This is a genomic window from Clostridium sp. UBA5712 (assembly GCF_002419845.1).
In the GTDB taxonomy this organism is placed as follows: domain Bacteria; phylum Bacillota; class Clostridia; order Clostridiales; family Clostridiaceae; genus Clostridium_J; species Clostridium_J sulfidigenes.
The window spans coordinates 155312-178460 of the sequence record NZ_DIGW01000010.1; the positions used below are offsets into that span (position 1 = coordinate 155312).

21 protein-coding genes and 1 riboswitch are annotated in these 23149 nt (G+C 28.8%); of the genes, 9 read left to right on the plus strand and 12 right to left on the minus strand.

What is annotated here, in order from left to right; translation table 11 throughout:
- Positions 1–61 precede the first annotated feature (61 nt).
- The 3 genes from B3B03_RS04780 to B3B03_RS04790 form a co-directional block, all read right to left on the minus strand.
- Positions 62–2803: a YhgE/Pip domain-containing protein gene (locus tag B3B03_RS04780; protein ID WP_346876597.1), complete on the minus strand. Its 2742-nt coding sequence runs from the start codon at positions 2801–2803 to the stop codon at positions 62–64.
- Between the two features lie 212 nt (positions 2804–3015).
- Complete coding sequence (locus tag B3B03_RS04785; RefSeq protein WP_346876598.1) at positions 3016–3585, minus strand: TetR/AcrR family transcriptional regulator; 570 nt, start codon at positions 3583–3585, stop codon at positions 3016–3018.
- A gap of 156 nt (positions 3586–3741) precedes the next feature.
- A complete protein-coding gene (locus tag B3B03_RS04790) occupies positions 3742–6159 on the minus strand; it encodes a PAS domain S-box protein (protein ID WP_346876599.1) in 2418 nt (805 codons plus the stop codon).
- A gap of 391 nt (positions 6160–6550) precedes the next feature.
- On the opposite strand from B3B03_RS04790, the gene B3B03_RS04795 reads away from it, so the two are divergent.
- From B3B03_RS04795 to B3B03_RS04810, 4 genes are read left to right on the plus strand one after another with little or no spacing between them, the layout of a single operon-like run.
- Complete coding sequence (locus B3B03_RS04795) at positions 6551–6916, plus strand: GntR family transcriptional regulator (RefSeq protein ID WP_150841796.1); 366 nt, start codon at positions 6551–6553, stop codon at positions 6914–6916.
- Positions 6917–6918: 2 nt separating this feature from the next.
- Complete coding sequence (locus B3B03_RS04800) at positions 6919–7686, plus strand: ABC transporter ATP-binding protein (protein ID WP_242844107.1); 768 nt, start codon at positions 6919–6921, stop codon at positions 7684–7686.
- Positions 7687–7695: 9 nt separating this feature from the next.
- Positions 7696–8412, plus strand: a complete 717-nt coding sequence (locus B3B03_RS04805) for a hypothetical protein (protein ID WP_346876600.1) — start codon at positions 7696–7698, stop codon at positions 8410–8412.
- A 28-nt stretch (positions 8413–8440) separates the two neighbouring features.
- Complete coding sequence (locus B3B03_RS04810) at positions 8441–9364, plus strand: DUF4097 family beta strand repeat-containing protein (protein ID WP_346876601.1); 924 nt, start codon at positions 8441–8443, stop codon at positions 9362–9364.
- A gap of 193 nt (positions 9365–9557) precedes the next feature.
- Here the strand turns inward: B3B03_RS04810 and B3B03_RS04815 are convergent, their stop codons facing one another.
- Positions 9558–10919 carry a short-chain fatty acid transporter gene (locus B3B03_RS04815; protein ID WP_346876602.1) on the minus strand — a complete coding sequence of 454 codons (1362 nt, stop codon included), beginning with the start codon at positions 10917–10919 and terminating at the stop codon, positions 9558–9560.
- 535 nt (positions 10920–11454) lie between these two features.
- Between B3B03_RS04815 and B3B03_RS04820 the strand changes: the two genes are divergently transcribed.
- The gene (locus tag B3B03_RS04820; RefSeq protein WP_346847571.1) at positions 11455–11736 is read left to right on the plus strand and encodes a hypothetical protein; all 282 of its coding nucleotides are present in this window, start codon (positions 11455–11457) and stop codon (positions 11734–11736) included.
- A 78-nt stretch (positions 11737–11814) separates the two neighbouring features.
- Here B3B03_RS04820 and B3B03_RS04825 read toward each other — a convergent pair whose 3' ends face one another.
- Both B3B03_RS04825 and B3B03_RS04830 read right to left on the minus strand, forming a co-directional pair.
- Entirely contained in the window at positions 11815–11991 is a 177-nt protein-coding gene (locus B3B03_RS04825) for a (2Fe-2S)-binding protein (protein ID WP_035132038.1), read from the minus strand.
- 159 nt (positions 11992–12150) lie between these two features.
- Positions 12151–12471 (minus strand): (2Fe-2S)-binding protein, encoded by a 321-nt coding sequence (locus B3B03_RS04830; protein ID WP_346876603.1) that lies wholly within the window; start codon positions 12469–12471, stop codon positions 12151–12153.
- Between the two features lie 255 nt (positions 12472–12726).
- Positions 12727–12895, plus strand: a riboswitch (cobalamin riboswitch).
- A 133-nt stretch (positions 12896–13028) separates the two neighbouring features.
- On the opposite strand from B3B03_RS04830, the gene B3B03_RS04835 reads away from it, so the two are divergent.
- From B3B03_RS04835 to B3B03_RS04845, 3 genes are read left to right on the plus strand one after another with little or no spacing between them, the layout of a single operon-like run.
- Positions 13029–14054 (plus strand): ABC transporter substrate-binding protein, encoded by a 1026-nt coding sequence (locus B3B03_RS04835; protein ID WP_346876604.1) that lies wholly within the window; start codon positions 13029–13031, stop codon positions 14052–14054.
- 8 nt (positions 14055–14062) lie between these two features.
- Positions 14063–15151: an iron ABC transporter permease gene (locus B3B03_RS04840; RefSeq protein ID WP_346876712.1), complete on the plus strand. Its 1089-nt coding sequence runs from the start codon at positions 14063–14065 to the stop codon at positions 15149–15151.
- On the plus strand, positions 15151–15915 hold the full coding sequence (locus B3B03_RS04845; RefSeq protein WP_035132043.1) for an ABC transporter ATP-binding protein: 765 nt from the start codon (positions 15151–15153) through the stop codon (positions 15913–15915). The genes B3B03_RS04840 and B3B03_RS04845 overlap by 1 nt, the downstream gene beginning before the upstream one ends.
- An 81-nt stretch (positions 15916–15996) precedes the next feature.
- Here B3B03_RS04845 and B3B03_RS04850 read toward each other — a convergent pair whose 3' ends face one another.
- The 4 genes from B3B03_RS04850 to B3B03_RS04865 all read right to left on the minus strand — a co-directional run bounded on the left by B3B03_RS04850 (position 15997) and on the right by B3B03_RS04865 (position 20594).
- The gene (locus tag B3B03_RS04850; protein ID WP_346847575.1) at positions 15997–17985 is read right to left on the minus strand and encodes a methyl-accepting chemotaxis protein; all 1989 of its coding nucleotides are present in this window, start codon (positions 17983–17985) and stop codon (positions 15997–15999) included.
- A 346-nt stretch (positions 17986–18331) separates the two neighbouring features.
- The gene (locus tag B3B03_RS04855; protein WP_346847576.1) at positions 18332–18982 is read right to left on the minus strand and encodes an FMN-dependent NADH-azoreductase; all 651 of its coding nucleotides are present in this window, start codon (positions 18980–18982) and stop codon (positions 18332–18334) included.
- Positions 18983–19109: 127 nt separating this feature from the next.
- Positions 19110–19970: a rubredoxin-like domain-containing protein gene (locus B3B03_RS04860; RefSeq protein ID WP_346847577.1), complete on the minus strand. Its 861-nt coding sequence runs from the start codon at positions 19968–19970 to the stop codon at positions 19110–19112.
- Positions 19971–20072: 102 nt separating this feature from the next.
- Positions 20073–20594: a hypothetical protein gene (locus B3B03_RS04865; RefSeq protein WP_346876605.1), complete on the minus strand. Its 522-nt coding sequence runs from the start codon at positions 20592–20594 to the stop codon at positions 20073–20075.
- A gap of 170 nt (positions 20595–20764) precedes the next feature.
- Here B3B03_RS04865 and B3B03_RS04870 point away from each other — a divergent pair, with 170 nt between their 5' ends.
- Complete coding sequence (locus tag B3B03_RS04870) at positions 20765–21244, plus strand: TspO/MBR family protein (protein ID WP_346847579.1); 480 nt, start codon at positions 20765–20767, stop codon at positions 21242–21244.
- Positions 21245–21477: 233 nt separating this feature from the next.
- On the opposite strand, the gene B3B03_RS04875 is transcribed toward B3B03_RS04870, so the two are convergent.
- Together B3B03_RS04875 and cysK are read right to left on the minus strand one after the other, a co-directional pair.
- Complete coding sequence (locus B3B03_RS04875; protein ID WP_346847580.1) at positions 21478–22062, minus strand: hypothetical protein; 585 nt, start codon at positions 22060–22062, stop codon at positions 21478–21480.
- Positions 22063–22216: 154 nt separating this feature from the next.
- Complete coding sequence (cysK, locus tag B3B03_RS04880) at positions 22217–23146, minus strand: cysteine synthase A (RefSeq protein WP_346847581.1); 930 nt, start codon at positions 23144–23146, stop codon at positions 22217–22219.
- Between the last annotated feature and the right edge of the window lie 3 nt (positions 23147–23149).

A 23149-nucleotide genomic window follows, 5' to 3' on the forward strand; every position in this document is an offset into this window, starting at 1 on the left:
ACGAACATTTATATTTTACAACCAGCTATTGTTAGGATTTTTTGTAATAATAAGTTTACTGTTACATTGATTGTTCTTTTATATTTTCCACTGATTTTCCTTTTCTTCCTTCAATTATATTTTGGAGATTTTCCCCTGCATTTTTAAATACTATTGATATTGTTAAAAATACAAGAAGAACAATTCCAAGGATTAAGAAATCTTTTCCGACTATTCCATAATTAATTGTATTGGCTGAAATAACTTCTCTTAATAATTCTACACTATAAGTAAATGGCATATATGGATTAATCACTTTAAAGAATTTAGGTACTATCTCTAACGGGAATGTACCTGCACAAGCTGTTAGTTGAAGTATTAATAATACTATTCCTAAAAGTCTTCCTGCATCTCCAAATAGGGATATTAAACATTGAATTATTGCTATAAATACCAATGATAAGAATACTATGGATGCAAAATACATACCTGTACTTGTTGGGGTTAATCCTAGTCCCATTACAACTGCACTTACAAGTAATGCTTGTAATAAACCTATAAATCCAAAGGATAAGTATTTACCTATAACTTTATCAAACTTGGATAAATTAGCATCATCATCAGTTTTAGCTGAGATAACGAAGAACATCATTATTGCACCTATCCATAAAGATAGTGATATAAAGTATGGTGCAAAACCTGTTCCATAGTTAGGCACTTTATTTATTGGTTCATTTTTCATATTTATTGGAGCTGATACAAAGTCACCCATTTCCTCAGAGGAATTTTTAAGTCCGGATTTCATCTCTCCTGCACCATCTTTTAAAGCAGTTGCAAGCTCATTTGACCCTTTATATAACTTATCTACCCCATCTTCTAATTGTGGTACTTTTCCTGTTAACTCTGACACTCCATTATTTAGTTGGTTTTGTCCATCAACCAGTGCATTAGAACCATCTACTAGTTGATTTGAACCATTATATAAAGCTTGTATTCCTCCACTTAAAGCTGGAATATTGCTTCTTAACTGTCCAAGACCGCCATAGATTTCACTAGATCCATTATATAAAGCTTGTATTCCTCCACTTAAAGTTGGAACTTCGCTTCTTAGCTGTCCAAGACCACCATAGATTTCACTAGATCCATTATATAAAGCTTGTATTCCTCCACTTAAGGCTGGAATATTGCTTTTTAATTCTCCAAGACCTGAATTTAAAGCAGCCATATTGTCTGATACTGATTTTAATCCATACCCAAAAGAATCTTTAGTATTTTCATTAAGTCCAGCTTCTAAGGAATTTAATCCTCCACTTATTTTGTTTACTGCTACACCCATGTCATTCACACTATCTGTTAAAGCTACTGTACCTGTTGCAAATCCATTAACCTTACCAGTGTACTCATTTACAGAACCATTAAACTCTCCTAAGTTATCCCCAAATTTCTTAGTTCCTGCTTGTAATTCTTGTATCTGCTTTGGTGTTTCACTAGTTTCTTTGTTTAAAGCTTGTATATTTACAAGTGCAGCTTGAATATTGGGATCTTTTGCTACTTCAGGATTTGAATTAACTGCTGTTATAATATCTTCAGATATATCCTTCATTTTTTCTGAAGATTTATTAACGCCACTTATAAGCTTATCAACTCCACCTTTAACTGATTCTTGATATCCCTTATTTATGGCTGTTGATGATGCTGCTACATCATCACTAGCAGTTTTTAATTTTTCTCCACCTTCTTTTAATTTTTTTACTCTACTTTCTCCATCTTTTAATTTACCATTTAACTTATTAGCTCCATCTTTAAGTAAATTTACATTTGGATAAATTCTTGTATTAAATGCACTATAAAGGCTTTTACTTCCTCCTGTTAATGCACCTGAACCATCATATAGCTTATTTACTCCAGGACTTAAATTTGAAACCTTACTATTTGCTTCTGATAGTCCATTTGTCACTTGCTGTGAACCATCATATAACTTATCTACTCCAGAACCTAAGGCTGGAACCTTACTATTCACTTCTGATAGTCCATTTGTCACTTGTTGTGAACCAGAATATAACTTATCTACACCTAAACCTAAAGTTGGCACCTTACTATTCACTTCTGATAAGCCATTATTTATTGACTTTATTCCAGAGTTAAGAGCACCTTGTCCATCTTTTAATTGTGCTGAACCATCTCCAAGTTTATTAGCACCTTCCGCTAGCATAGGTACCTTTTCATTTAGTTCACCAATTCCATTATAAAGTTTTTCACTTCCATCAGCTGCCTTTATAAATCCATCTTTTGCTTCATATAACTTATCAAAAGCAACAGTGACATAGTTGTTTGAAATTGTTCCTACAATTTCTTCTTTTAGTAATTTTTCAACCTGTGAATTGATTTGAGCTGCTAAAAAGTTTTTCTTTTCGTTACAAACAAATTGTAAATCTGCTACCTGAGGCTTACCTTCTTTTGCAGCCACAACACTTTCTGAAAAATCTTCTGGAATTACAAATTTAGCATAATACCCTTGTTTTTCTAAACCTTCATTGGCTTTTTCATTGCTAGTGAAATCCCAGCCAACCTCTTCATTTCCCTTTAGGTTTTCTACAATGTCTTCACCGTAGTTCACCTGTTCTCCATCAAGTAAGGCACCACCATCCTCATTAACTACGGCTATGGTCATATCCTGAATTCGCGCATAAGGATCCCAAAATGCATCTAAGTACAACAATGAGTATAGTAATGGTACTATAATAATTGCAATAACCGATACTCTTATGAATCTGTTCTTAAAAATGCTTTTTATATCCTTACCGGCAATTTTTAAAAAGTTCACACTATCACCTTCTTTAATTTTTTATACTTTACAGTCAATATTATATATATACTATTTTTGCACTGACTAGTCAATATTATTAAAGAATATTTTTACTGTTATCCTTTTCAAAAACATTAAAAAAGAGCTTTCTAACTTGCTATTCTTCTAGTTAGAAAACTCTTCTATTAAAATTGTATATTATTTTTTATTTATATTTCATATCTCATATCTCAAGATAACCTTATGTCATAGTTAATGTAATCCATAAATTTTTCTACTACTTCATCATGATTATAATTATCATTATTTATAATTTCATAGAGTGCAGATGAAAATAATACCCCTATAAAGCAGTAACTTAATATATCTGAATCTTCGCCAGAAATATTTCTACTCTTTGTAATTCCTTCTAAAAATTTAGAATTCATATTAATTAAGTTCATTACCTGCTCTCTTATTTCTTCATGACGTTCCTTTTGTCCCCATACCTGACTCATTATTACTCTAAATAAATCCTTATTAATATACACATATTTTAACTGAACCCTAGCAGATTCCTTCAATCTTTCTATAGAGTCACTTATTTCTTTTATGGATTCTTCAACTTCACTGTTTATTAAATCAATTCCTGTCTGTACGACAAAATAAAATAATTCCTCTTTACTTTTAAAGTGATAATATAAAGTTCCCTTTGCAACTCCAGCTTCGCTTGCTACTTCATCCATAGTGGCACTCTCGTAACCATTGCTTGAAAATACTTTTATCGCGGCCTCAAAAATAATTTTTCTAGTCTTATTCATAATATACGCTTCTATTCATCATGATATGAAGCAACACAACTCCTTATAATTTATATTTTATCTTTTAGTGATATAAACATTATTATATCATAATATTTATATACTACTAAATAATAAACTAAAATAAAATTTCTAATAATGATTTTAGGAGTCACATTAATTGTATATGTCCGAAAATTCTATATTACATTTTTCTACCTTTGAACTTATCATTTCACTTTTATGAGGCACATGGTCTTTTTCACCCTCCTCCATTTCTACAATCCTTATTGGAAGATAAAATGTAAATTTAGTACCTTCCCCAACCTTACTTGTCACATTAATGTTACCACCATGCATTTCGATTAAGGATTTAACCAGTGATAATCCAATTCCACTACCTTCATATCTTCTTTCTGAGATATCATCCACTTGAATAAATCTATTAAATACTAAATCTACCTTTTCATTTTCTATTCCTTCTCCATTATCCATAACTGATATAAAGACTTTTCCGTCTTCGATACCTAAATATACTTCAATTCTTCCATTTACCTTTGTATACTTAATTGCATTGGATAATAAATTAAGCATTATTCTCTCAATTTTGTCTGGATCACAAGCAATTATTTCTTCTTCAATTTCTGTATCAAATATTAACTCAATTCCTTTATTTTCCACATACTGAGCTACAGAAATAGTAATATCCTCTACCACATTAACAATATTATGATTTTCAAGTTGTAATTTATAATATCCTGCATCTATCTTAGTTATATCTATTAGATTATTAACAAGCCTTAATAATCTATAAGAATTTTGTTTAATAGAATTCATGTATCTTTTTAAAGCCACGCCTTTGTCAGCACTAATACGCTCTTTTTCTATATTACTATTTATAAGTTGCATAGTTGTAAGAATAATATTTAAAGGAGTTTTAAATTCATGAGATATATTTGAGAAAAACTCACCTTTAATTTTCTCTAATTTTATTGCTTCCTCATAATTTTTTCTTTGCTCTTCTAACTGATGCTGCTCTGTTACATCCTTACCTGTACATATAGATATTCCTCTACTTTTTAAATATCTACTATTCCATTGAATCCACTTTGAATCTCCACTTTTGCACATAAGTCTAATCTTAAAACTCATTATCTTTTCTTCTGTTTTTAATTTTTTTATAAATTCATTCTTTAATTCTAAATCCTCTGGGTGAATTATATCTGTCCACTTCATCTTTAAAAGTTCCTCTTTGCTCCATCCTAAAGTCTTTTCCCACCCTGAATTTAACTTTCTATGTTTATCATTATCACCAATTATAACCATTAAATCAATGGCTGTATCTAAAAATAATTGTAATTCACTTTCTGTTTCCATACGTTTTTTAAGTTCTAATTTAATCTCTTTAGATAAACTATGATTTTTTATTATTACCGCAATTTGATTACATAAGATTCTTATGAACTTTTCATTACTTGATTTTGCATCATCCATTTTACTATATAAAAAATTTACAGCTCCTATAATCTTATTGTTGTATTCTAGCTTATAAACTCCAACAAATTTTACACCCTTTTTTTCTAATATATCTTTATTAGGATAGTTTTTTCTATCACATAAGAGTTTTATTCCCTCTGCTCCTTCTTCTTTAAAAAATCCCTCCAACTCTTCATAAGTTATTGGAAGTTCTATATTATCAATATCTCTTTCATTATACTTTCCTAGATAACATTTACAATTAAGTTTATCTTCCTTATCGTCATAAGTCCATATATTTATATCATCCACACCTAATTTTTGGATAATATCTTCTTTAAAATTATCAAATCTTCCACTACTTTCATTATAACCATTGCTTACTACTTCATTTAAAGCATAAAATTGCTTATGGCTATCCAACAATTCTGATTCTATCTTCTTGTTAAAAGTTATATCCCTTGAAACACCAATTATATACTTTACGTCTCCATATTGGTCTAATATTGGAGCCTTATAAGTTTCAAGCCAAATATCACCTTCTGAGTTATGAATCACTCTTTCATATAGTATTGGTCTTTTGTCAACAATTACTTCATGATCTGTTTCACTTGAATAATCACATTGGTCTTCATCACAAAAGTTCCAGTCATAAGCTCCTATAACCCTCTCCTTATCAACATCCAAGTTTTTTACATATTGAGTATTTGCATATATATATTTGCCCTCAACATCCTTCATCCACATGCTATAGGGTAGATTGTCTACAAGTATTTCTAAATCTTTTTTACTATATATTCCTTTTTCTTTTAACGTAACAAAAAAAGCTGACTCTCCGTACCACATCCCTTTGTTAACATTTACATCACAGTGAATTTTGCCTAACCCTTGTAAAGAAAGCGTATACTCTATAACTCTATTAGTATACATTTCAAAATTACATATAAGTTCCCTTAGTATATCCCTATCTTGTTGTAAAGCTATGTCTCTATAAGATTTTTGTAAGTCTTTTTCATTTAATTCAAACCGTTCTATTAACTTAGAGTTTGCAAATAGAACTTTTTCTTTACTATCAACTATTAATATCATATCATCCAGACTATTAAAAACCTGTTCCATAAACTTCCATCTCCCTTATTATATCTTTCTTCACTGCACTGAAATTATTATAAAAGTTAATTTTTATAGCTTTTTCATATATGTATATTTATTTATATTATATCTCCATATTTCTCTACAAGTGTATATTCACACTACCAATTATACATTTTAAAGTAATATATTACAATATATAGTAACAAATTAATGACATGAATTATTATATATTGGATTATTTTGTAGTATTTTATCTTTTAAATTGCTTATTTCCTTATAAATTAGAGAAAACAAGAGTAATTTATATCTATTTTACTCTAATCAGATTATATGGCACTTTTAAACAATACCATTTAAGTCAGTACTAGTGTATCATGTAATTAAGACACTATAACTGATAAGATGAGGTGATGAAATGGAGTTAGAATTAAACTCAAAGGAACCTATATATATTCAGATAAAAAATTACATGAAAATGAAAATTGTTTCTGGAGAACTTAAAAAGGGGGAGAGATTATTGTCTGTTAGGGATTATGCCAGTGAACTCAAAGTTAACCCAAACACTATATTAAGAGTTTATTCTGAGCTTGAAAATGAAGGATTAATAAATACTCAAAGGGGTATCGGAAAATTTTTAACAGAGGATGAAACTATAATAGATAATCTAAGAAAAGAATATTCTAAAGAATTACTAAGGGATTTTATCCACAAAAGTAAAACCTTAGGGTTTTCTAAAGAAGAAATTTTAGAACTAATTATGAATATGTATGAGGAGGAATAATCTTGAAGAATGACGCAACTACCATAGTAACTAAAGATGAACTTTTAAATAATGTTGATTTAAACACATTCAGTGATAATGTACTAGAAATAACTACTCTATCCAAAAATTTTGGAGCCAAGCATATTTTAAATGAGATAAGTTTTAACTTGAAAAAAGGAAAAGTTCTTGGAATCCTTGGACCAAACGGTCAAGGAAAAACAACCTTGTTAAATGTTATATCTGGACTCTTTAAACCCACTCTAGGAACTGTAACTATTAACGGCATGTCAGTTGGAAGGGAAACTAAACAGTTTGTTTCATACCTACAGGAAAAAGATTATCTATTTAAGTGGATGAAGGTAAATGATGCTCTTAAGTTTTATAAAGATTTCTTTTATGATTTTAATGAATCTAAAGCTTTAAGCTTATTAAAATTTATGAATATCCAAACAGATGCAAAACTTAAATCATTATCTAAAGGAATGTTAGAAAAGGTTGCTCTTAGCCTAACCTTAAGTAGAAATTGTAACTTATATATCCTTGATGAACCTATTTCTGGAGTTGATATTATAAGTAGAGATAAGATAATTAATGCAATTATAGATAATTTAGATAGTAATGCTTCAATGATAATTACAACTCATTATGTAGGAGAACTTGAGCAGATTTTTGATGAAGTAATATTTTTAGGTGATGGCTCAATAATTGAAAAAGGTGATGCAGAGGAGTTACGTATAAAGTATGGTACGTCTATAGACAAAATATATAGAAAGGTATTTGCAGAATAGGTGAATATTATGGAAAATAAAATAATTAAAAATAAATCAATTAAAATGAAAAACATTTTTAGTATAGCTAAATATTCTTTTAGAACCCTGAGAATTATGTATTTAATAGAAGCTATTATCCTAGTTTTAGCTCTTGGGTCAAGTTCATTTTTGTCTAAGTTCACTCAAGGATTAGATCTAATACCAGCTGTTTCAATTCTTATCGCTACGAATTTCATAGCTCATATCATAATATTTTCTATGCAATTATCAAAGGAATATGGGCGACTTTTATTTTTAGCTCCTATATCTGGTATAGATTTTATTCTAGGTAATCTTTTAGAATTAATTTTTATAAATCTTTTTATTACTACAATTGTAGCTTTAGGTGCTATGGTTAACTCTGGCAATTTTCCATCCATAGTTCTTAATATTTCATTATCTATGTCCTTAGGTACTATTATAAGTTATTTAATTATAACTGCATTAATCGCAATACTAGGTTCCTATATTAGAAGTACTGCTTTATGTGTATTAGCCGTAATAGGTGCTAGTATTGTTGGAAATATTATTTACTCCTTTATAGCTAATTTAATATTATACTTTTTACCTTATATGTATATGACCATAGGTAAATATGGAGCTATTGAATTAGATATATTTGCAATAATTATAGATATATTAGCCCTAATTATACTTCAAATAGTTGCTGCCAATAGAATAGACAAAAAACTAGATATAATTTAATTAATTTATTAAAATAGAGGTGTTTTTTATGAAGAAGAAACTTTTTATTATAATTCCTACTCTAATCCTTACGACTACTCTTCTTGTGGGTTGTAATGTAGAGTTTGGTGTGAAATCTCGACCTAAGAATAGTAATTCAGTGAATTTTAATAATGATAAATTATTTGGAAATCTAGGTACAGACTTTCTAGATAATTTAGATGATATTAGTAATAACTTTGATAACTTTGATAACTTTGATGATAATGGAAATTTGACCACCTATGATGAAGACATATCCAAAACCATTCCTATGAAAAATATAGAAGATATAGATATTGAAATCCATGCTTCTAATGTAAATATTAACTCTGTTGACAGTTCAGATTTTACTATAACTTGCAGGGGATCTAGTTCCTTTGTAGATAAAACCACAATTGATGTTATAGGAAATACCCTCAACATTAAAGAACATGGTTTAAATTCTTCTATAAACTTAGGATTTTTTAATAAATCTACATCTAGAGAAATTACTATTAATATTCCTAAAGATTTTAATAAGGATTTAGAATTACATGGTGGTGCTGGTAACATTTCTATTAATGGAATAAATATTAATAAATTAAAGGTTGAAGGTGGTGCTGGAAATCTTACCTTGAAAGATATAGTTTTTCAAGATCTAAAGCTTGAACAAGGAGTTGGAAATACAACCATAGATCTTTCTAGCAAATGTGGTGATATAGATATTGATGGTGGTGTAGGTAATCTTTCCATTATCTTTGCTGAAGTTGGAGGAGACTTAACTTATGATGGTGGTGTAGGTAAAACTGTTATATCTATTCCAAATAACTCTCCTGTAAAGCTAGATACTTCTACTGGTATAGGTAGCATAGATATAAATGCCAAAACTTCTGGTGAAGATATATACACCTTTGATCTAAATGTAGGAGTAGGTAATCTGATTGTAAACTAACTAATTTATCATAAAATAACTTAGTGTGAAAAAATATTGAGCAAGTACTTATATTATTAAGGCTAAAGCGCTTCGTAATATTAAAGTACATGCTCAATATTTTATATAAGATTATTTATATATTTTTATAAAAGTCCTTTGTATTATATTGTAGACAGAATTTATTCTAAGTATATAGATTTATAAAATAATTCTACATACCTATAACAGTAAGGCCTACTGCAATTATCACTCCTGAGTATAATAAATCTATTATACAGTATCCCATAATATCCTTTGCTCCTAGACCTGCTATTCCAAGTGCTGGCAAAGCCCAGAATGGTTGAATCATATTTGTCCACGCATCTCCCCAAGCAATTGACATTGCTGTTTTAGCTGTGCTTACTCCAAGTTCTGCTCCAGCTGGCATCATGATAGGCGCTTGTACAGCCCATTGTCCACCACCAGATGGTACAAAGAAATTAACTAATCCTGCACTTAAAAATGAGAACATTGGGAATGTAACTTTATTTGAAATAGTTACAAACACATTTGACATTAACACAGCTAAAGATATCCCCTCTGCATTTGCTCCTGTCATCATTCCCATTATACCTGCATAAAATGGAAACTGAAGTAATATAGGACCAGCTCCTTTAGCGCCATCCATTAGAGCATTTATAAATCGCTTAGGAGTTCCATGTAGCAAAATACCTAAAAATAAAAATATAAAGTTTACTATGTTAAGGTTTAAATTAAATCCTGAAGTAATAAAATAATATATTATATAGGTAAATCCCATTATTGAAATTAACCAAGTAACTATCTTACTATTTTCTAACTTATCAGCTGGAGTCATATTTTCTTTTGGCATCTCTACAAGCACTTCTTCATCCTCTAATAATCCTTTATCTATAACTACAACACTGCCCTTATCTGGGTGCATAGCTCTATTTATAAGTGGTAGAGTTACTACTAAAACGCCTACTATAACTAGATTAAATATTGAAAATATAGTCTCACTAGTTGGTACTCCCGCAGCACTTACTGCTCCTGCTGTAGCTTTAACTAAAGATTCTCCACCAGTAGCAAGAGTCAATGGAATTGATGCTGATAGTCCAGCATGCCATAATAAGAAACCTGAATAAGCTGAAGCTATTAGAAGTCTATAGTCAACACCATCTACTTCCTTTGCAAGTTCTTTTGCAAATATTGCTCCTATAACTAATCCAAATCCCCAGTTTAATATACATGCTATAGAAGATACAAAAGTAACTAATAAGATTGCTTGGGTTGGTGTTTTGGGGATTCTAGCTAGTTTCTTTGTAATTTTTTTAAATGCTGGTGCACTAGCTAAGGTATGACCAAAAACAAGAACCAATGCCATTTGCATTGCAAATGCTAATAAACTCCAAAATCCATTTGTCCAATGAATAATCATAGATAATGGAGATTGTCCTGTGAATAAAACACCTGAAATAAAGATTATGAAAGTTAAAATGATACAAAATAAAAATGGATCTGGTAGGTAATTTTGAACTAATTTAACACAACCATTTGTAAATTTTTTAAACATTTTCTTTCCCCCTTAATAAATATATGGATTTCTTTATATCAGCAAATAGTTATATTTTTTATGTAGCTATTTGTTGCTATCAATTATATTGCTTTCATTTGAATAGTTAAATTTTTAACTATATTGGTTGTACCATATTTTTATACATGAAGATTATTCTACTTCAACACATGTATACTCAATTCATGTTTAGTATACCATATTTTCAATATTTTTTAAATATATATATTACTTTTTTTAGATTTTATTACTTAATAATACATATATAATACTTTTTTCATACATTTTAATCTATGGTTCTTTATTTTATTAGTACATGGAGTGAGTACATTCTATTACTATATTTTTCAATAGAATCACTTAAATTTATTAGTAAATCGAAAAATTAAATATCCATTAAATTCATTAAATATTATTTTGTAATTTGAGTAAACTATATAGAAAATAGAATTAAATTTTACTTTTATTTTTTATAATGAGTTCTAATATATTACACTAAAGTTCATTTGAAATAATTTTATGGGAGGAGATTTTTATGAATAAAATAGGTGATGAAGTTAAAGAAGGTATGAATAAAGTTACTAGTGAAGTTAAGGATATGTATACTGAAGTTAAAATTCAGTATGGTGAAAAAAAGGAAGATATTAAAGAATTTATTTCAAATAAGAAATTTGTTCACGACCTTAAAAATCAAATGAAAGATGAAGTTAGAGAAGAAGGTCAATTAGCTAAAAACCTGTATAATAAAGCTATGGTTGGAGGAAAAACAATAGCTAAAGAATTAAAAAATGATGTGAAAAATCAAATGAAAAACTAATAAACATGAAAATTAATTTAGGTCTATATTGATATAACTACTTTATATATCAATATAGACCTAAAAAATTCCTACTAATTATTTTTTTACTTCTTGAAGAATTTCTTCTATTTCACTAATACATCCTCCACAAACAGTTCCTGCTCCTGTAGCTTCCATTATATCATCTACTGTCTTAGCACCATCTTCAATGGCTTTCTTTATAGTATTATAGTCTACATCTTGACAAGTACATATAATTCTATTTTCTGACATTTATTCTTCCTCCTTAATATAGACATATATGATTAACATAATTAATCATATATAATGTAATTATTCTATAATAGTATTACTATAAATTACATTTCAATACACTATATTTTTAGATTTTAGATTTACAGCTAATGAAATTGTTTGTAACATTAAAATATATTATTTATTTGATTCAATTAAACTCTCAATAACACATTTACATTTTCCACATGCTGTTCCTGCCCCTGTAGTTACACCTACTTTTTCTACAGTAGTATCTCCATTTTGTATTGCTTTTACCACCTCTTCAGTACAAACATTTCTACATGTGCATACATCGCCTAATATTTTTTCAATTCTTTCAATACATCCTCCACAAACATCTCCTGCTCCTGTAGCAGCTTGAATATCTTCTACTGATCTAGCCCCTTGAGCCATAGCCTCTCTTACTTGAGCATAAGTAACCCCATTACATAAACATACGATTTGTTCTAGTGACATTTCATATTCCTCCTTAAATCTCTTATTTATATATTTCCATTATAACCTAATAGTTTTTATTAATCAATATTTATTATTATATATTTACTATTCGTGTTCCATGGTTGATATACCCACACTTCTATTCTTTGTTATTTTAAATAATATATTCAGTATAGAATATATTTGCGTCTGCCGGAAATTTAAAGAGTTTTTCCTTTCTATTCATTGACAACCTTTCTCAACTATGATAAAGTATGGATTGTTGAAATATAATAGTATATGAATGATATTGGTTTCAAAGGAAGATGGATGAAATTTCCACACAGTACCGCTACTGTAATTAGGGAGTATTAATTATTTATACCACTGAACTTTTGTTTGGGAAGGTTAATTAATATAATGATCTATAAGTCAGGATACTTACCAATATTAAAAATATCGATACTCTTCGAGTAAAGAGTGATATTCGCCATGACAACTATGCTTTTGTCTATGGTTTTATCAAGAGTATCCTTATATTCATACAAATTATAATATTTAACTGATTATAATTATAATGTTAAAGGAGAATTACAATGAAACATTTTAAAAAAATTACTTCACTTCTATTGAGCGTATTACTTATCCTTAGTCTAGTAGGTTGTAGTAATAGCAAATCTGATAAAAACACTTCTACTGAGAAATCTAATCCACCTCAAAATGAAATTAAAGATTCTCATTATCCAGTAACAATTGAAACTTATAACTTCAAAAAAGAACCTATAAAACTAACTTTTGATAAAGCGCCAGAAAAAGTTTTTGCTGTATATCAAAACTCTATAGAAACCCTTCTTGCTTTAGGTCTTGAAGATAAAATAGTGGCTGCTGCTGGTCTCGACCATCCTGTAAAGGAAGAATATAAAGCTGCTTTTGAAAAAATTAATTATTTAAAGGAATTTACTCCTTCAAAAGAAACTGTGGTTATATCTGAACCAGACTTCATTGTTGGTTGGTATTCACTTTTTAAGGATAAAAATCTTGGTGATGTATCTTATTGGAATGATAATGGCACTAATACATATATATCTTTAAATAGTGGTATCGCTATAGAAAAAACTATTGATAATGAAATTACTGACATTTTAAACTTAGGAAAAATTTTCAATGTTGAAGATAAAGCACAAGCTCTAGTGAATAAAATTACTGAGTCCGTTGAAAATACTGCTAATTCAGTTAAAAATAAAGATAAACAAAATACTTTAGTTGTAGAATTCTTTGATGATAAAATCAGTACTTATGGAGCTAATACTTTAGCTGGTGATATGATAACAAAACTTGGAGCTAATTTATTAAATCCCGAAGGAAACAGTATTGGCAAAGAAGATTTAATAACTCTTAACCCTGATTGTATATTTGTAGTTTATATGGATAGAGGCGATGAAAACATTCCTCAACAAGAAGTAGATAAAATTTTAAAAGATGAATCTCTTCAAACACTTTCAGCTATTAAAAATAAAAAAGTATATCCTATATCTTTAGGAGAAATGTATTCTAGTGGCATCAGAACTATAGATGGAATAAATACTTTCTCTGAAGGTTTATATGGAACTTTAGGTAAGTAGTAATTATGATGATTAAAAATAAAAATTTATACGGAACTAGATATTCTAATATTTTTAAGAGAATGCCTATTTATATAGGTACTTCTCTTGTTCTTTTAATAATACTTATTCTTTCAATAGGACTAGCTGTTACTATTGGCTCAGTAAATATATCCATGAAAGAAGTATATGGGATTATTCTTTATAAACTTTTTAATATAGGTGAGCTCTCTACAAGTGCTGCTAAAACAGATGTTATATGGTTGATTAGAATGCCTAGAACAGTTTTAGCTATAGCCGTTGGAATGGGATTATCCGTAATTGGAATTGTAATGCAAGCCATTGTTAAAAACCCGTTAGCCGACCCCTATATTTTAGGAATATCTTCTGGAGCATCCCTTGGGGCTACTTTAGCAATTCTACTCGGCATTGGCGCAAGTTTAGGTAGCAGTTATATTGGAATAATGGGATTTATAGGCGCTTTTTCTATCTCAATGCTAGTTTTAATGCTTTCTAATATAGGTGGAAGAACGAATTCTGTAAAATTACTTCTTTCCGGAATGGCTCTCAGCTCTGTATGTAGTGCATTTTCAAGCTTTATAGTTTATATTACCAATGATTCTCAAGGAATGAAAAATATTAGCTTTTGGCTTATGGGTAGTTTGGCTGGTGCTAATTGGAATGAAATTTCTTTTATACTTCCTATTATTTTTATAGGAACATTATTCTTTATGACCCAATATAGAACTCTAAACCTAATGCTTTTAGGTGATGAAGTATCTGTTACTTTAGGTACTGATTTACATAAATTTAGAATCATTTATTTAATTATTACTTCTTTAATGATTGGTGTAATAGTATATTCCTCAGGTATGATTGGATTTATTGGACTTATAATCCCCCATATAGTTAGAATACTATTTGGTACAGATCATAAAAAAATAATTCCTATAGGCGCTATACTAGGTGCAATATTTCTAATTTGGGCAGATGTACTATCTAGAATTATAATAAAAGGCACCGAGGTTCCAATTGGTATATTAATTTCTATGATAGGTGCACCTTGCTTTGTATGGCTTATGATAAAAAAATCCTATGGATTTGGAGGTAGCAATTAATGCATATTTCAACAGAGAATATAAAAGTTAAAATTGGCGATACTGATATTCTAAAGGGTATTAATATTAATGCTAATAATAAAGAATTCATAGGAATTATTGGACCAAATGGTAGTGGTAAGTCTACCTTATTAAAGTGTATCTATAGAAACTTAAAACCCAATAGTGGCATAATAAAATTAGATGATATTGACTTAAGTAAAATTACAGTAAGAGAAAGCTCTAAAAAATTAGCTGTTCTTTCTCAACATAATAATTATAATTTTGATTTTTCTGTAAAAGATATATTACTCATGGGTAGGTCTCCACATAAAAAATTTTTAGATAGAGATACAAAAGAGGACTACGATATAATTTATGATGCCTTAGATAAAGTAGGAATGGTAAATTTTATAAATAGAAGCTTTTTAACTCTTTCCGGTGGTGAACAACAACGTATTATTCTTGCTAGAGCATTAGCACAACAAACTGAATGTTTGATCTTGGATGAGCCAACTAATCATTTAGATATAAAATATCAAATTCAGCTTATGAGTATTGTAAAAAATCTTAACATAGAAGTAGTGGCTGCAATTCATGATTTAAATATTGCAGCAATGTATTGTGACAAACTTTACGTTTTAAAAGAAGGTATAATCGTTGCTTATGGTACACCTAAAGAAATTCTTACTTCTAAGTTAATTAAAGATGTTTATGGAGTTGATTCAGTGATTATAGAAAATCCTACAACTACTTTATTAAATATTTGTTATAACCCTATGTAACAATAAAGGGTATCTCCAAAACTTGAGATACCCTTTATTTTATCCATAATTTATTTCATTATCATGGTTTAATAAATATTTCTATTTACTTACTTTGAAGTGATTAATTAATTGTGATAAATCATGACAAGATTGTGATAATTCTTCAGAGTGTTGTGCTATACTTCCAAATACAACGCTTTGTTCATCTATAGAAGCACTAACTTCTTCAACGGTAGATGCATTCTGTTGTGCATTATTTGAAATGTCTTCTACTCCACCTAAGATATTTCCACTATAGTTATTAATATCTTCTGTTCTATGACTTGTTTCTCTTATTAATTCAACTATTTCTTGTAACTCATCATTAATAGAATTAAAAGATTGTTCTGTACTTAATACAGCACTTGCAGTTTCTTTGTTTATATCATTAGCATAAAGTATTGCACTTTTCACATTATTAGTTTCTTTATTTATATTAGTTAAAGATTCCTTAATCTTATTTGTTGCATCACTAGATTGCTCTGCTAATTTTCTAACTTCTTCTGCTACCACAGCAAATCCTTTTCCAGCATCTCCAGCTCTGGCTGCTTCTATACTTGCATTAAGGGCTAGTAAGTTAGTTTGATCAGATATATTAGTTATCATATCGATAACCTTATCTATTTCTTGTAGCTTGTAAACTAATCCCTGGAATATGTCATTTACCTTATTAAGTTCAGTAGTGTTTTCATTAATTTTTATATTTAAATTACTTACATTTTCTAAGCCTAATTCCGATGCTGCTGTAGAAGAATTGGATAGTTCATTCATTTTATTGATAATATTATTAATATCTTCAATGGATTCATTAAGTTTTTCTACCTTGTCTACTATGCCTACAATAGTCTCTGCTTGATTTGAGGTATCTCTAGCTATTTCTGCAACTGCAGCATTTATCTCTTCTGTTGAAGCTGTAGTTTCTTCTGATATAGCACTTAGATTTTCACTAGCACTATTGATTTGATATATAGATTTTTGTACATTAGATACTATATTATTAATATCCTTAACCATGCTATTAAAGTTATTAGTTACTTGTCCAATTTCATCCTTCAATTTAGATTTTATATCTACTGTTAAATCACCTTCTGCTACTAACTTTGCTTCCTTGGATAACTTAACTAAAGGATTAGATATTCTTTTTATAAGTATAAACAATATTATAGCTAATACTAGCATCACTACAAAAGTTATAGCCATAGTAAAATTATTAATTTCAATTATACTAGCTTGCATATCTTTCTCACTATATACAGCTCCTACTTTCCAATTGAAGTTTGGTATAGTATAGTAATATACTTCTAAATCTTCCTTACCTTCATTAAATTTATAAGAACCTGATTCTGATTTGAAAATCTCACCAAACATAGGTTGCTCTTTTAGGTTTTCATTAATTAATTTTGGATGGTATAGTGCAACTCCTTCATTGCTAACTAAAAATGCATAACCTTTGTATCCTACATTATGCTCTTTAACATTGTTTAAAGAGTTTTCTAGAGATAAGTCAACAGCTAATACTCCCTTTACTTTTCCATTTTCAACTATAGCTTTTGCTGCTGTAATTACTGGAACATTATTGTCGGCATCAATATATGGTTCTGTCCATATTACATCTTCTGGGCTTCCTGATGCCTCTATATACCATTCTCTTTGGGTTACATCATAGTCTGCTGGCACTTCCCATGTAGGTTCTGCAAGCATACTTTTATCTTGAAATCCTACATATATGCTTAATATCTGTGAGTTAGATTCAGTATAATTCTTAAATAATGATGATACCTCTTCTAAAGCTACAGAATCCTTAAGCACTTCCTTATTAAAAGCACTTTCTTCTCCAATTAATTTTAAATCTTTTTCATACTGTAATAGCTCCTTTTCAAAGGACTTTCCTAATTCCGCTACTACTGTAGTTCCTCTTTCACTTGTATCTTCTTTAAGATTTTGTTTCATTATTATAGTAGTTGTTAATTGAGTTGTTAACATTCCAACTAACACTATGCCTACTATAAACACAGTCATTTTAGTTCCTAAACGCTTAAACTTAAACATAATTCTCCCCCTATAATTAATTCCAGTCTTACATATAAGTCATTGCTTACTCAACACATGCAATTTTACTTTTTATATATTATTTTTTCTACAAGCATATATTTCATATCCATCTCCTTTCTTAGTCTAATTTTAAACTTCTTCAATATTCTATAATATATAACTATATTAAAATTAAATAGTAATCTTATTAATAAAAATATATAATTTATTTGTTTATTAAAGGTTACACAATTATAATCGTATCAACGAAATTATAATAAACACTTTAGTAAAAAAAACATCCTATGTATACGCAAAAAAACTATTAATATGTAGAATATTAACAGTTTTTGTGATATATTAATTATTTTTCCCAAATTTCTTCTATAAGTTTATTTACTTCTTTGTTAGCCTCTTCTATAGCTTCTCTTCTTTCTTCTTCAGTAAAACCTGTTCCATCCACTAATAGTTCCTCAAATTTCTTAATTCCTATATACTTCATTATATCTCTTACATAATCAAGTCCTTTATTAAAAATAGACCTTAACATCCATGGAATAGATGCCCCTGATGATTGGATATATACCATAGCCCTTGGTTTGTCATTTAATAGTCCTTCCATTTTGTTTTCTGATATTTTTATAGTTTTTCCATCCATAACTATACAATCAATATATTCCTTTAATGGAGCTGGAAAGGAAAGACTCCACATTGGTGCTGCTATTACATATAAGTCAGCTTCTTTGAATTGATCCACAAGTTTTACAATTTTATGAACTTCTTCTTGTTGTTTTTCATTCAACTTACTAAAATCTTCTTCCTTAATCATACAATTTCTTTTTTCAAAGTATTCATACTCAAGTCTAGGTATGTGACACTGATAAAGGTCTAATTCTTCTAGAATAAACTCCTTATGCTTTTCTAAAAATTTATTTACAAATGCTCTACCTACTGTTTTACTAGCAGATAACTCTTCCGGTTTAGAGTTTACAGTTATATACAATAACTTTTTCATAAATTTCACCTCTATAATTATTAATAATGCTATTCTTTGCTTTAAAGCTTAAAATATTCATAACTATTTAGGAGAATATAAAAAAATACAAGGATACTTCAAATATACTTTGAAATATCCCTGTAAACTACATTTTTGATAAGTCAGCAGATGGACCAAACATTTCATAATTTATATAATCCTCTGACACTCCCATTGCCTTTAAGGCATCATATATCATTTTCATAAATCCTAAAGGTCCACAGAAATAAAATTCTTCATCCTTTGATAGATTTTTTTCAATCCATTCCTTAGTTAAATATCCTTCAAATTGATAATCTTCTCCAAGTTTATCATTGTCTAATGGCTTACTATAGAAAAATTCTACGTCTACATTATCATATTTTTTAGCTAAATCCCTTAGCTCATTTTTAAAAGTATGAACATTTGAATTTATAACTGCTTGAATAAATTTTACCTTTCGTCCTTCTTCTATAGCCTTATAAAGCATAGACATCATAGGCGTTATTCCAATTCCACCACTTATAAGCACTAAGGGTTTACTGTTATCCTTTAATATAAATTCACCTAATGGTTCTGTTATTTCTACTTCATCATTTACATTTATATTGTCATGAAGATATCTGGAAATTAATCCTTTATCTTCTCTCTTAACACTTATTCTATAAAAATCTTCTCCTGGCTTCATAGACAAGGAATATTGTCTAACCTCACTAGATTTATCCCCTTCAGTTATTGGTTTTATAGAAATAAATTGTCCAGCCTTATGTGTTTTTAAAACTTTTTTATCTATAGAAGTTAAATAAAAAGATGTAACTACATCATTTTCTTTCACCTTATTAAGTACTTTAAATTTACTAAATAAATTACTTTCCTTCAATTCTTCAAACATCTCTGATCCCACGCCACAGACTGGACAAACAAAATCACTTGGTAATTTTTCACCTTCATATATGTATCCACATACTTTGCAAATAAATTTTTTCATGTTGAATTCCTCCATATATACCCTATATTATAACTGTAATTTTCCTTATAGCTATATACTTATAGTATTACTAACTCATAAATTAGTCAATAATAGCTATTATTAAACAATAACTTCAACATCGCATTCCTTTGCAATATCAGTATATAAATCCAATACTTTATCTGCCTTATAAAAACATGGAAATTTTTTATTATAGTTACCCCATATAGTAAATGGGTATTTTGTGAAATATGCAGTACAGAATAGAACTTCTCTAGTACTTAATCTAGTTATAAATGGTATGATGTCTTTTGTTAACCTAAAATAAATTGTGTCTCCCTGTAAAGTATCCTTAATACTTTCCATTATTTCTTTATCTTTTTCTTCCAATAACCCTATTAGTCTTTCCTTATCTTCTTTTTCTAAAGTAGAAAAATATAAATCTACAAAAGAGTTATCATCACCATTTAATATTATAACTTCCTCCATAAATTTAATTATATTTTCTTCAGCTTCCTCTAAAGTTTTGCTTTTTAACATTGCACTCTTATAATTATTAAATCCTTCATTAATGTTGTTAAATCTTATATTAACTATTTCTTTAAACTTATTCTCATTTACTGGATGTAATAAATTATTCATCTTAATCCCCTTCTATAATATGAGTTTCACTCACAAATAAGTATTATGTAATTATATCTAAAATATATTCATAATAATATGATTATTATATAAGTACTAATTTATAATAGTTTTAATATACTTTATATGAACTCTAAATTTAAATTCTATAGCATTAAGGAGGTGAAAATATGTCAAATATATATACCATTAAATTAAAACCATTAATAATTAGTTTAATACTCAGTTTAGGAACCGGATTTCTCTCTTCACTACTTACAAGAAATAGTAGAGAAGTTTATGCTAATCTTATAAAGCCTGATTTAGCTCCTCCAGCTATTGTCTTTCCAATTGTGTGGACTATTCTTTTTATACTTATGGGTATTTCTGCCTATATAGTTTATGAATCAAATTCTCCATATAAAGAATATAGTCTTAAACTTTATACAGTTCAACTGATAGTCAACTTCTTTTGGTCTATAATATTTTTCAACTTAAATCAATTTACCTTTGCTTTCATTTGGATTTTAGTATTAATAGTATTAGTTTCCTTTATGATATTTAATTTTTATAAGATAAATAAATGTGCTGCATATTTACAGATACCATATCTTTTATGGCTAATATTTGCTGCGTACTTAAATTATAATATAATTCTTTTAAACATTTAAATATATTCAAATTTTAATTACTACTTGCTACTTGCTACTACTATATTATTTTACATTACATCACTTTGGAACTTATTATGCAAGAACAAATAAGATTAAATATAAATATTTTCTCACAAAACAAGGAATGCCATATAAGAGTATTCCTTATTTTGTATTTTCCATAAGTTTTAAATTAAAAATAAATCCTATGTATTTCTTATTGAAATTCTACTAAAAAATCTCTTTTTATTTTACAAACTTCCACCTAACTGAGAAAATACGATTTCTTTGGTATTACCATCAAAATCCTTTCTTATAAGCACATCTCTTTCATCACATATGTATCTTGCATTTTCCTTTTCTAAAATATCCTTAAGAATTTTATCATAACCCTTAGGAAAATAAAATTTCATAAGTGGAGCTATTATGTTTTTATTACTTGAGAAATCACAATAATTCACATAGTCTCCTCTTAGGGTTATATTACACCAAGTTGAATTTTCCGTAATTAATACATCATAGTGCTTAAGTCCCCTTAAATCTGAGCTATATATTAGAGAGCCCTGGTAATATTCTTTAAAAGAAAATTTCTCCTTTAAAAATTTAAAGTCTTCTAAAAAATTATCTGTAGAGCCCTCTTTACTATTATATTTATCTTTAGCAATTTCAAATTTATCTGAGGCACTTTTTATATAAATATGAGGTCCCTTTACATTTATGGAAAACCCAAAGACCTTTCTCAGTACCTCGAAGGGTATCCCCGTTTTCCCCTCATTATCTATTATTAATTGGTTTAAGGATAAAACTACATATTCATCTCCATTTTTATCTGCCACTAGACCTCGCCCCTAACACTTAATTTAACTATTATCATTTATTTCTATATATAATGTTATATTAAATATTATTTCAATACAATATGAATTATTTAAATTTCAATTAACAAAAAGAAGGGCATAAATTTATCCCTTCTCCTTACCTTATTATACTCTATATAAAGTTTGGAATTGATAAATACCTTTCTCCAGTATCCGGTAGTAAAACAACTATAATTTTCCCTTCATTTTCTCGCTTAAGAGCTAATTCTGTAGCTGCTTTTAATGCAGCTCCTGAAGATATTCCAACTAACAATCCTTCAGTCTTTGTTAGTTCCTTAATTGTATCAAAAGCATCATCATTAGATACTTTTACGATTTCATCATAAACTTCTTTATTTAAAGTTTCTGGAATAAATCCAGCACCTATTCCTTGAATTTTATGAGGTCCTGCTTTACCCTCTGATAACACAGGTGAATCTTCTGGTTCTACTGCTACAACTGACACATTTGAATTTTTTGACTTTAGGAATTCACCCGTTCCAGTTATAGTCCCACCTGTTCCAACTCCGGCTACAAAAATATCTACTTCACCATCAGTATCTTCCCAAATTTCTGGTCCTGTAGTTGCTTTATGAATTGCTGGATTAGCTTGATTTACGAATTGTCCGGGAATAAATGAATTTGGAATTTCACTAGCTAACTCTTCAGCCTTAGCTATGGCTCCCTTCATTCCTTTAGCACCTTCAGTTAACACAATCTCAGCTCCGTAAGCCTTCATCAAGTTTCTTCTTTCAATACTCATAGTTTCTGGCATCACTAATTTAATTTTATATCCTCTTGCTGATGCCACTGAAGCAAGCCCTATACCAGTATTTCCACTAGTTGGTTCTATAATAACGGAATCTTCATTTAAAATTCCCCTAGCCTCTGCATCATCAATCATTGCCTTTGCAATTCTATCCTTTACACTTCCCGCTGGGTTAAAGTATTCTAATTTTGCAACTATAGTTGCTTTTAAATTATGCTTTTTATTATAATTCGAAAGCTCTAGCAATGGTGTATTTCCTATTAATTCTGTTAAACTCCTATAAATCTTTTTCATGAG

Coding starts and splice junctions, on each gene's coding strand:
- B3B03_RS04785 (WP_346876598.1), bottom strand. CDS start 3,585: ATGAATAAGACTAGAAAAATTATTTTTGAGGCCGCGATAAAAGTATTT.
- B3B03_RS04820 (WP_346847571.1), top strand. CDS start 11,455: ATGAATAAAATAGGTGATGAAGTTAAAGAAGGTATGAATAAAGTTACT.
- cysK (WP_346847581.1), bottom strand. CDS start 23,146: ATGAAAAAGATTTATAGGAGTTTAACAGAATTAATAGGAAATACACCA.
- B3B03_RS04840 (WP_346876712.1), top strand. CDS start 14,063: ATGATTAAAAATAAAAATTTATACGGAACTAGATATTCTAATATTTTT.
- B3B03_RS04810 (WP_346876601.1), top strand. CDS start 8,441: ATGAAGAAGAAACTTTTTATTATAATTCCTACTCTAATCCTTACGACT.
- B3B03_RS04830 (WP_346876603.1), bottom strand. CDS start 12,471: ATGTCACTAGAACAAATCGTATGTTTATGTAATGGGGTTACTTATGCT.
- B3B03_RS04850 (WP_346847575.1), bottom strand. CDS start 17,985: ATGTTTAAGTTTAAGCGTTTAGGAACTAAAATGACTGTGTTTATAGTA.
- B3B03_RS04825 (WP_035132038.1), bottom strand. CDS start 11,991: ATGTCAGAAAATAGAATTATATGTACTTGTCAAGATGTAGACTATAAT.
- B3B03_RS04855 (WP_346847576.1), bottom strand. CDS start 18,982: ATGAAAAAGTTATTGTATATAACTGTAAACTCTAAACCGGAAGAGTTA.
- B3B03_RS04795 (WP_150841796.1), top strand. CDS start 6,551: ATGGAGTTAGAATTAAACTCAAAGGAACCTATATATATTCAGATAAAA.
- B3B03_RS04870 (WP_346847579.1), top strand. CDS start 20,765: ATGTCAAATATATATACCATTAAATTAAAACCATTAATAATTAGTTTA.
- B3B03_RS04865 (WP_346876605.1), bottom strand. CDS start 20,594: ATGAATAATTTATTACATCCAGTAAATGAGAATAAGTTTAAAGAAATA.
- B3B03_RS04860 (WP_346847577.1), bottom strand. CDS start 19,970: ATGAAAAAATTTATTTGCAAAGTATGTGGATACATATATGAAGGTGAA.
- B3B03_RS04805 (WP_346876600.1), top strand. CDS start 7,696: ATGGAAAATAAAATAATTAAAAATAAATCAATTAAAATGAAAAACATT.
- B3B03_RS04835 (WP_346876604.1), top strand. CDS start 13,029: ATGAAACATTTTAAAAAAATTACTTCACTTCTATTGAGCGTATTACTT.
- B3B03_RS04790 (WP_346876599.1), bottom strand. CDS start 6,159: ATGGAACAGGTTTTTAATAGTCTGGATGATATGATATTAATAGTTGAT.
- B3B03_RS04815 (WP_346876602.1), bottom strand. CDS start 10,919: ATGTTTAAAAAATTTACAAATGGTTGTGTTAAATTAGTTCAAAATTAC.
- B3B03_RS04845 (WP_035132043.1), top strand. CDS start 15,151: ATGCATATTTCAACAGAGAATATAAAAGTTAAAATTGGCGATACTGAT.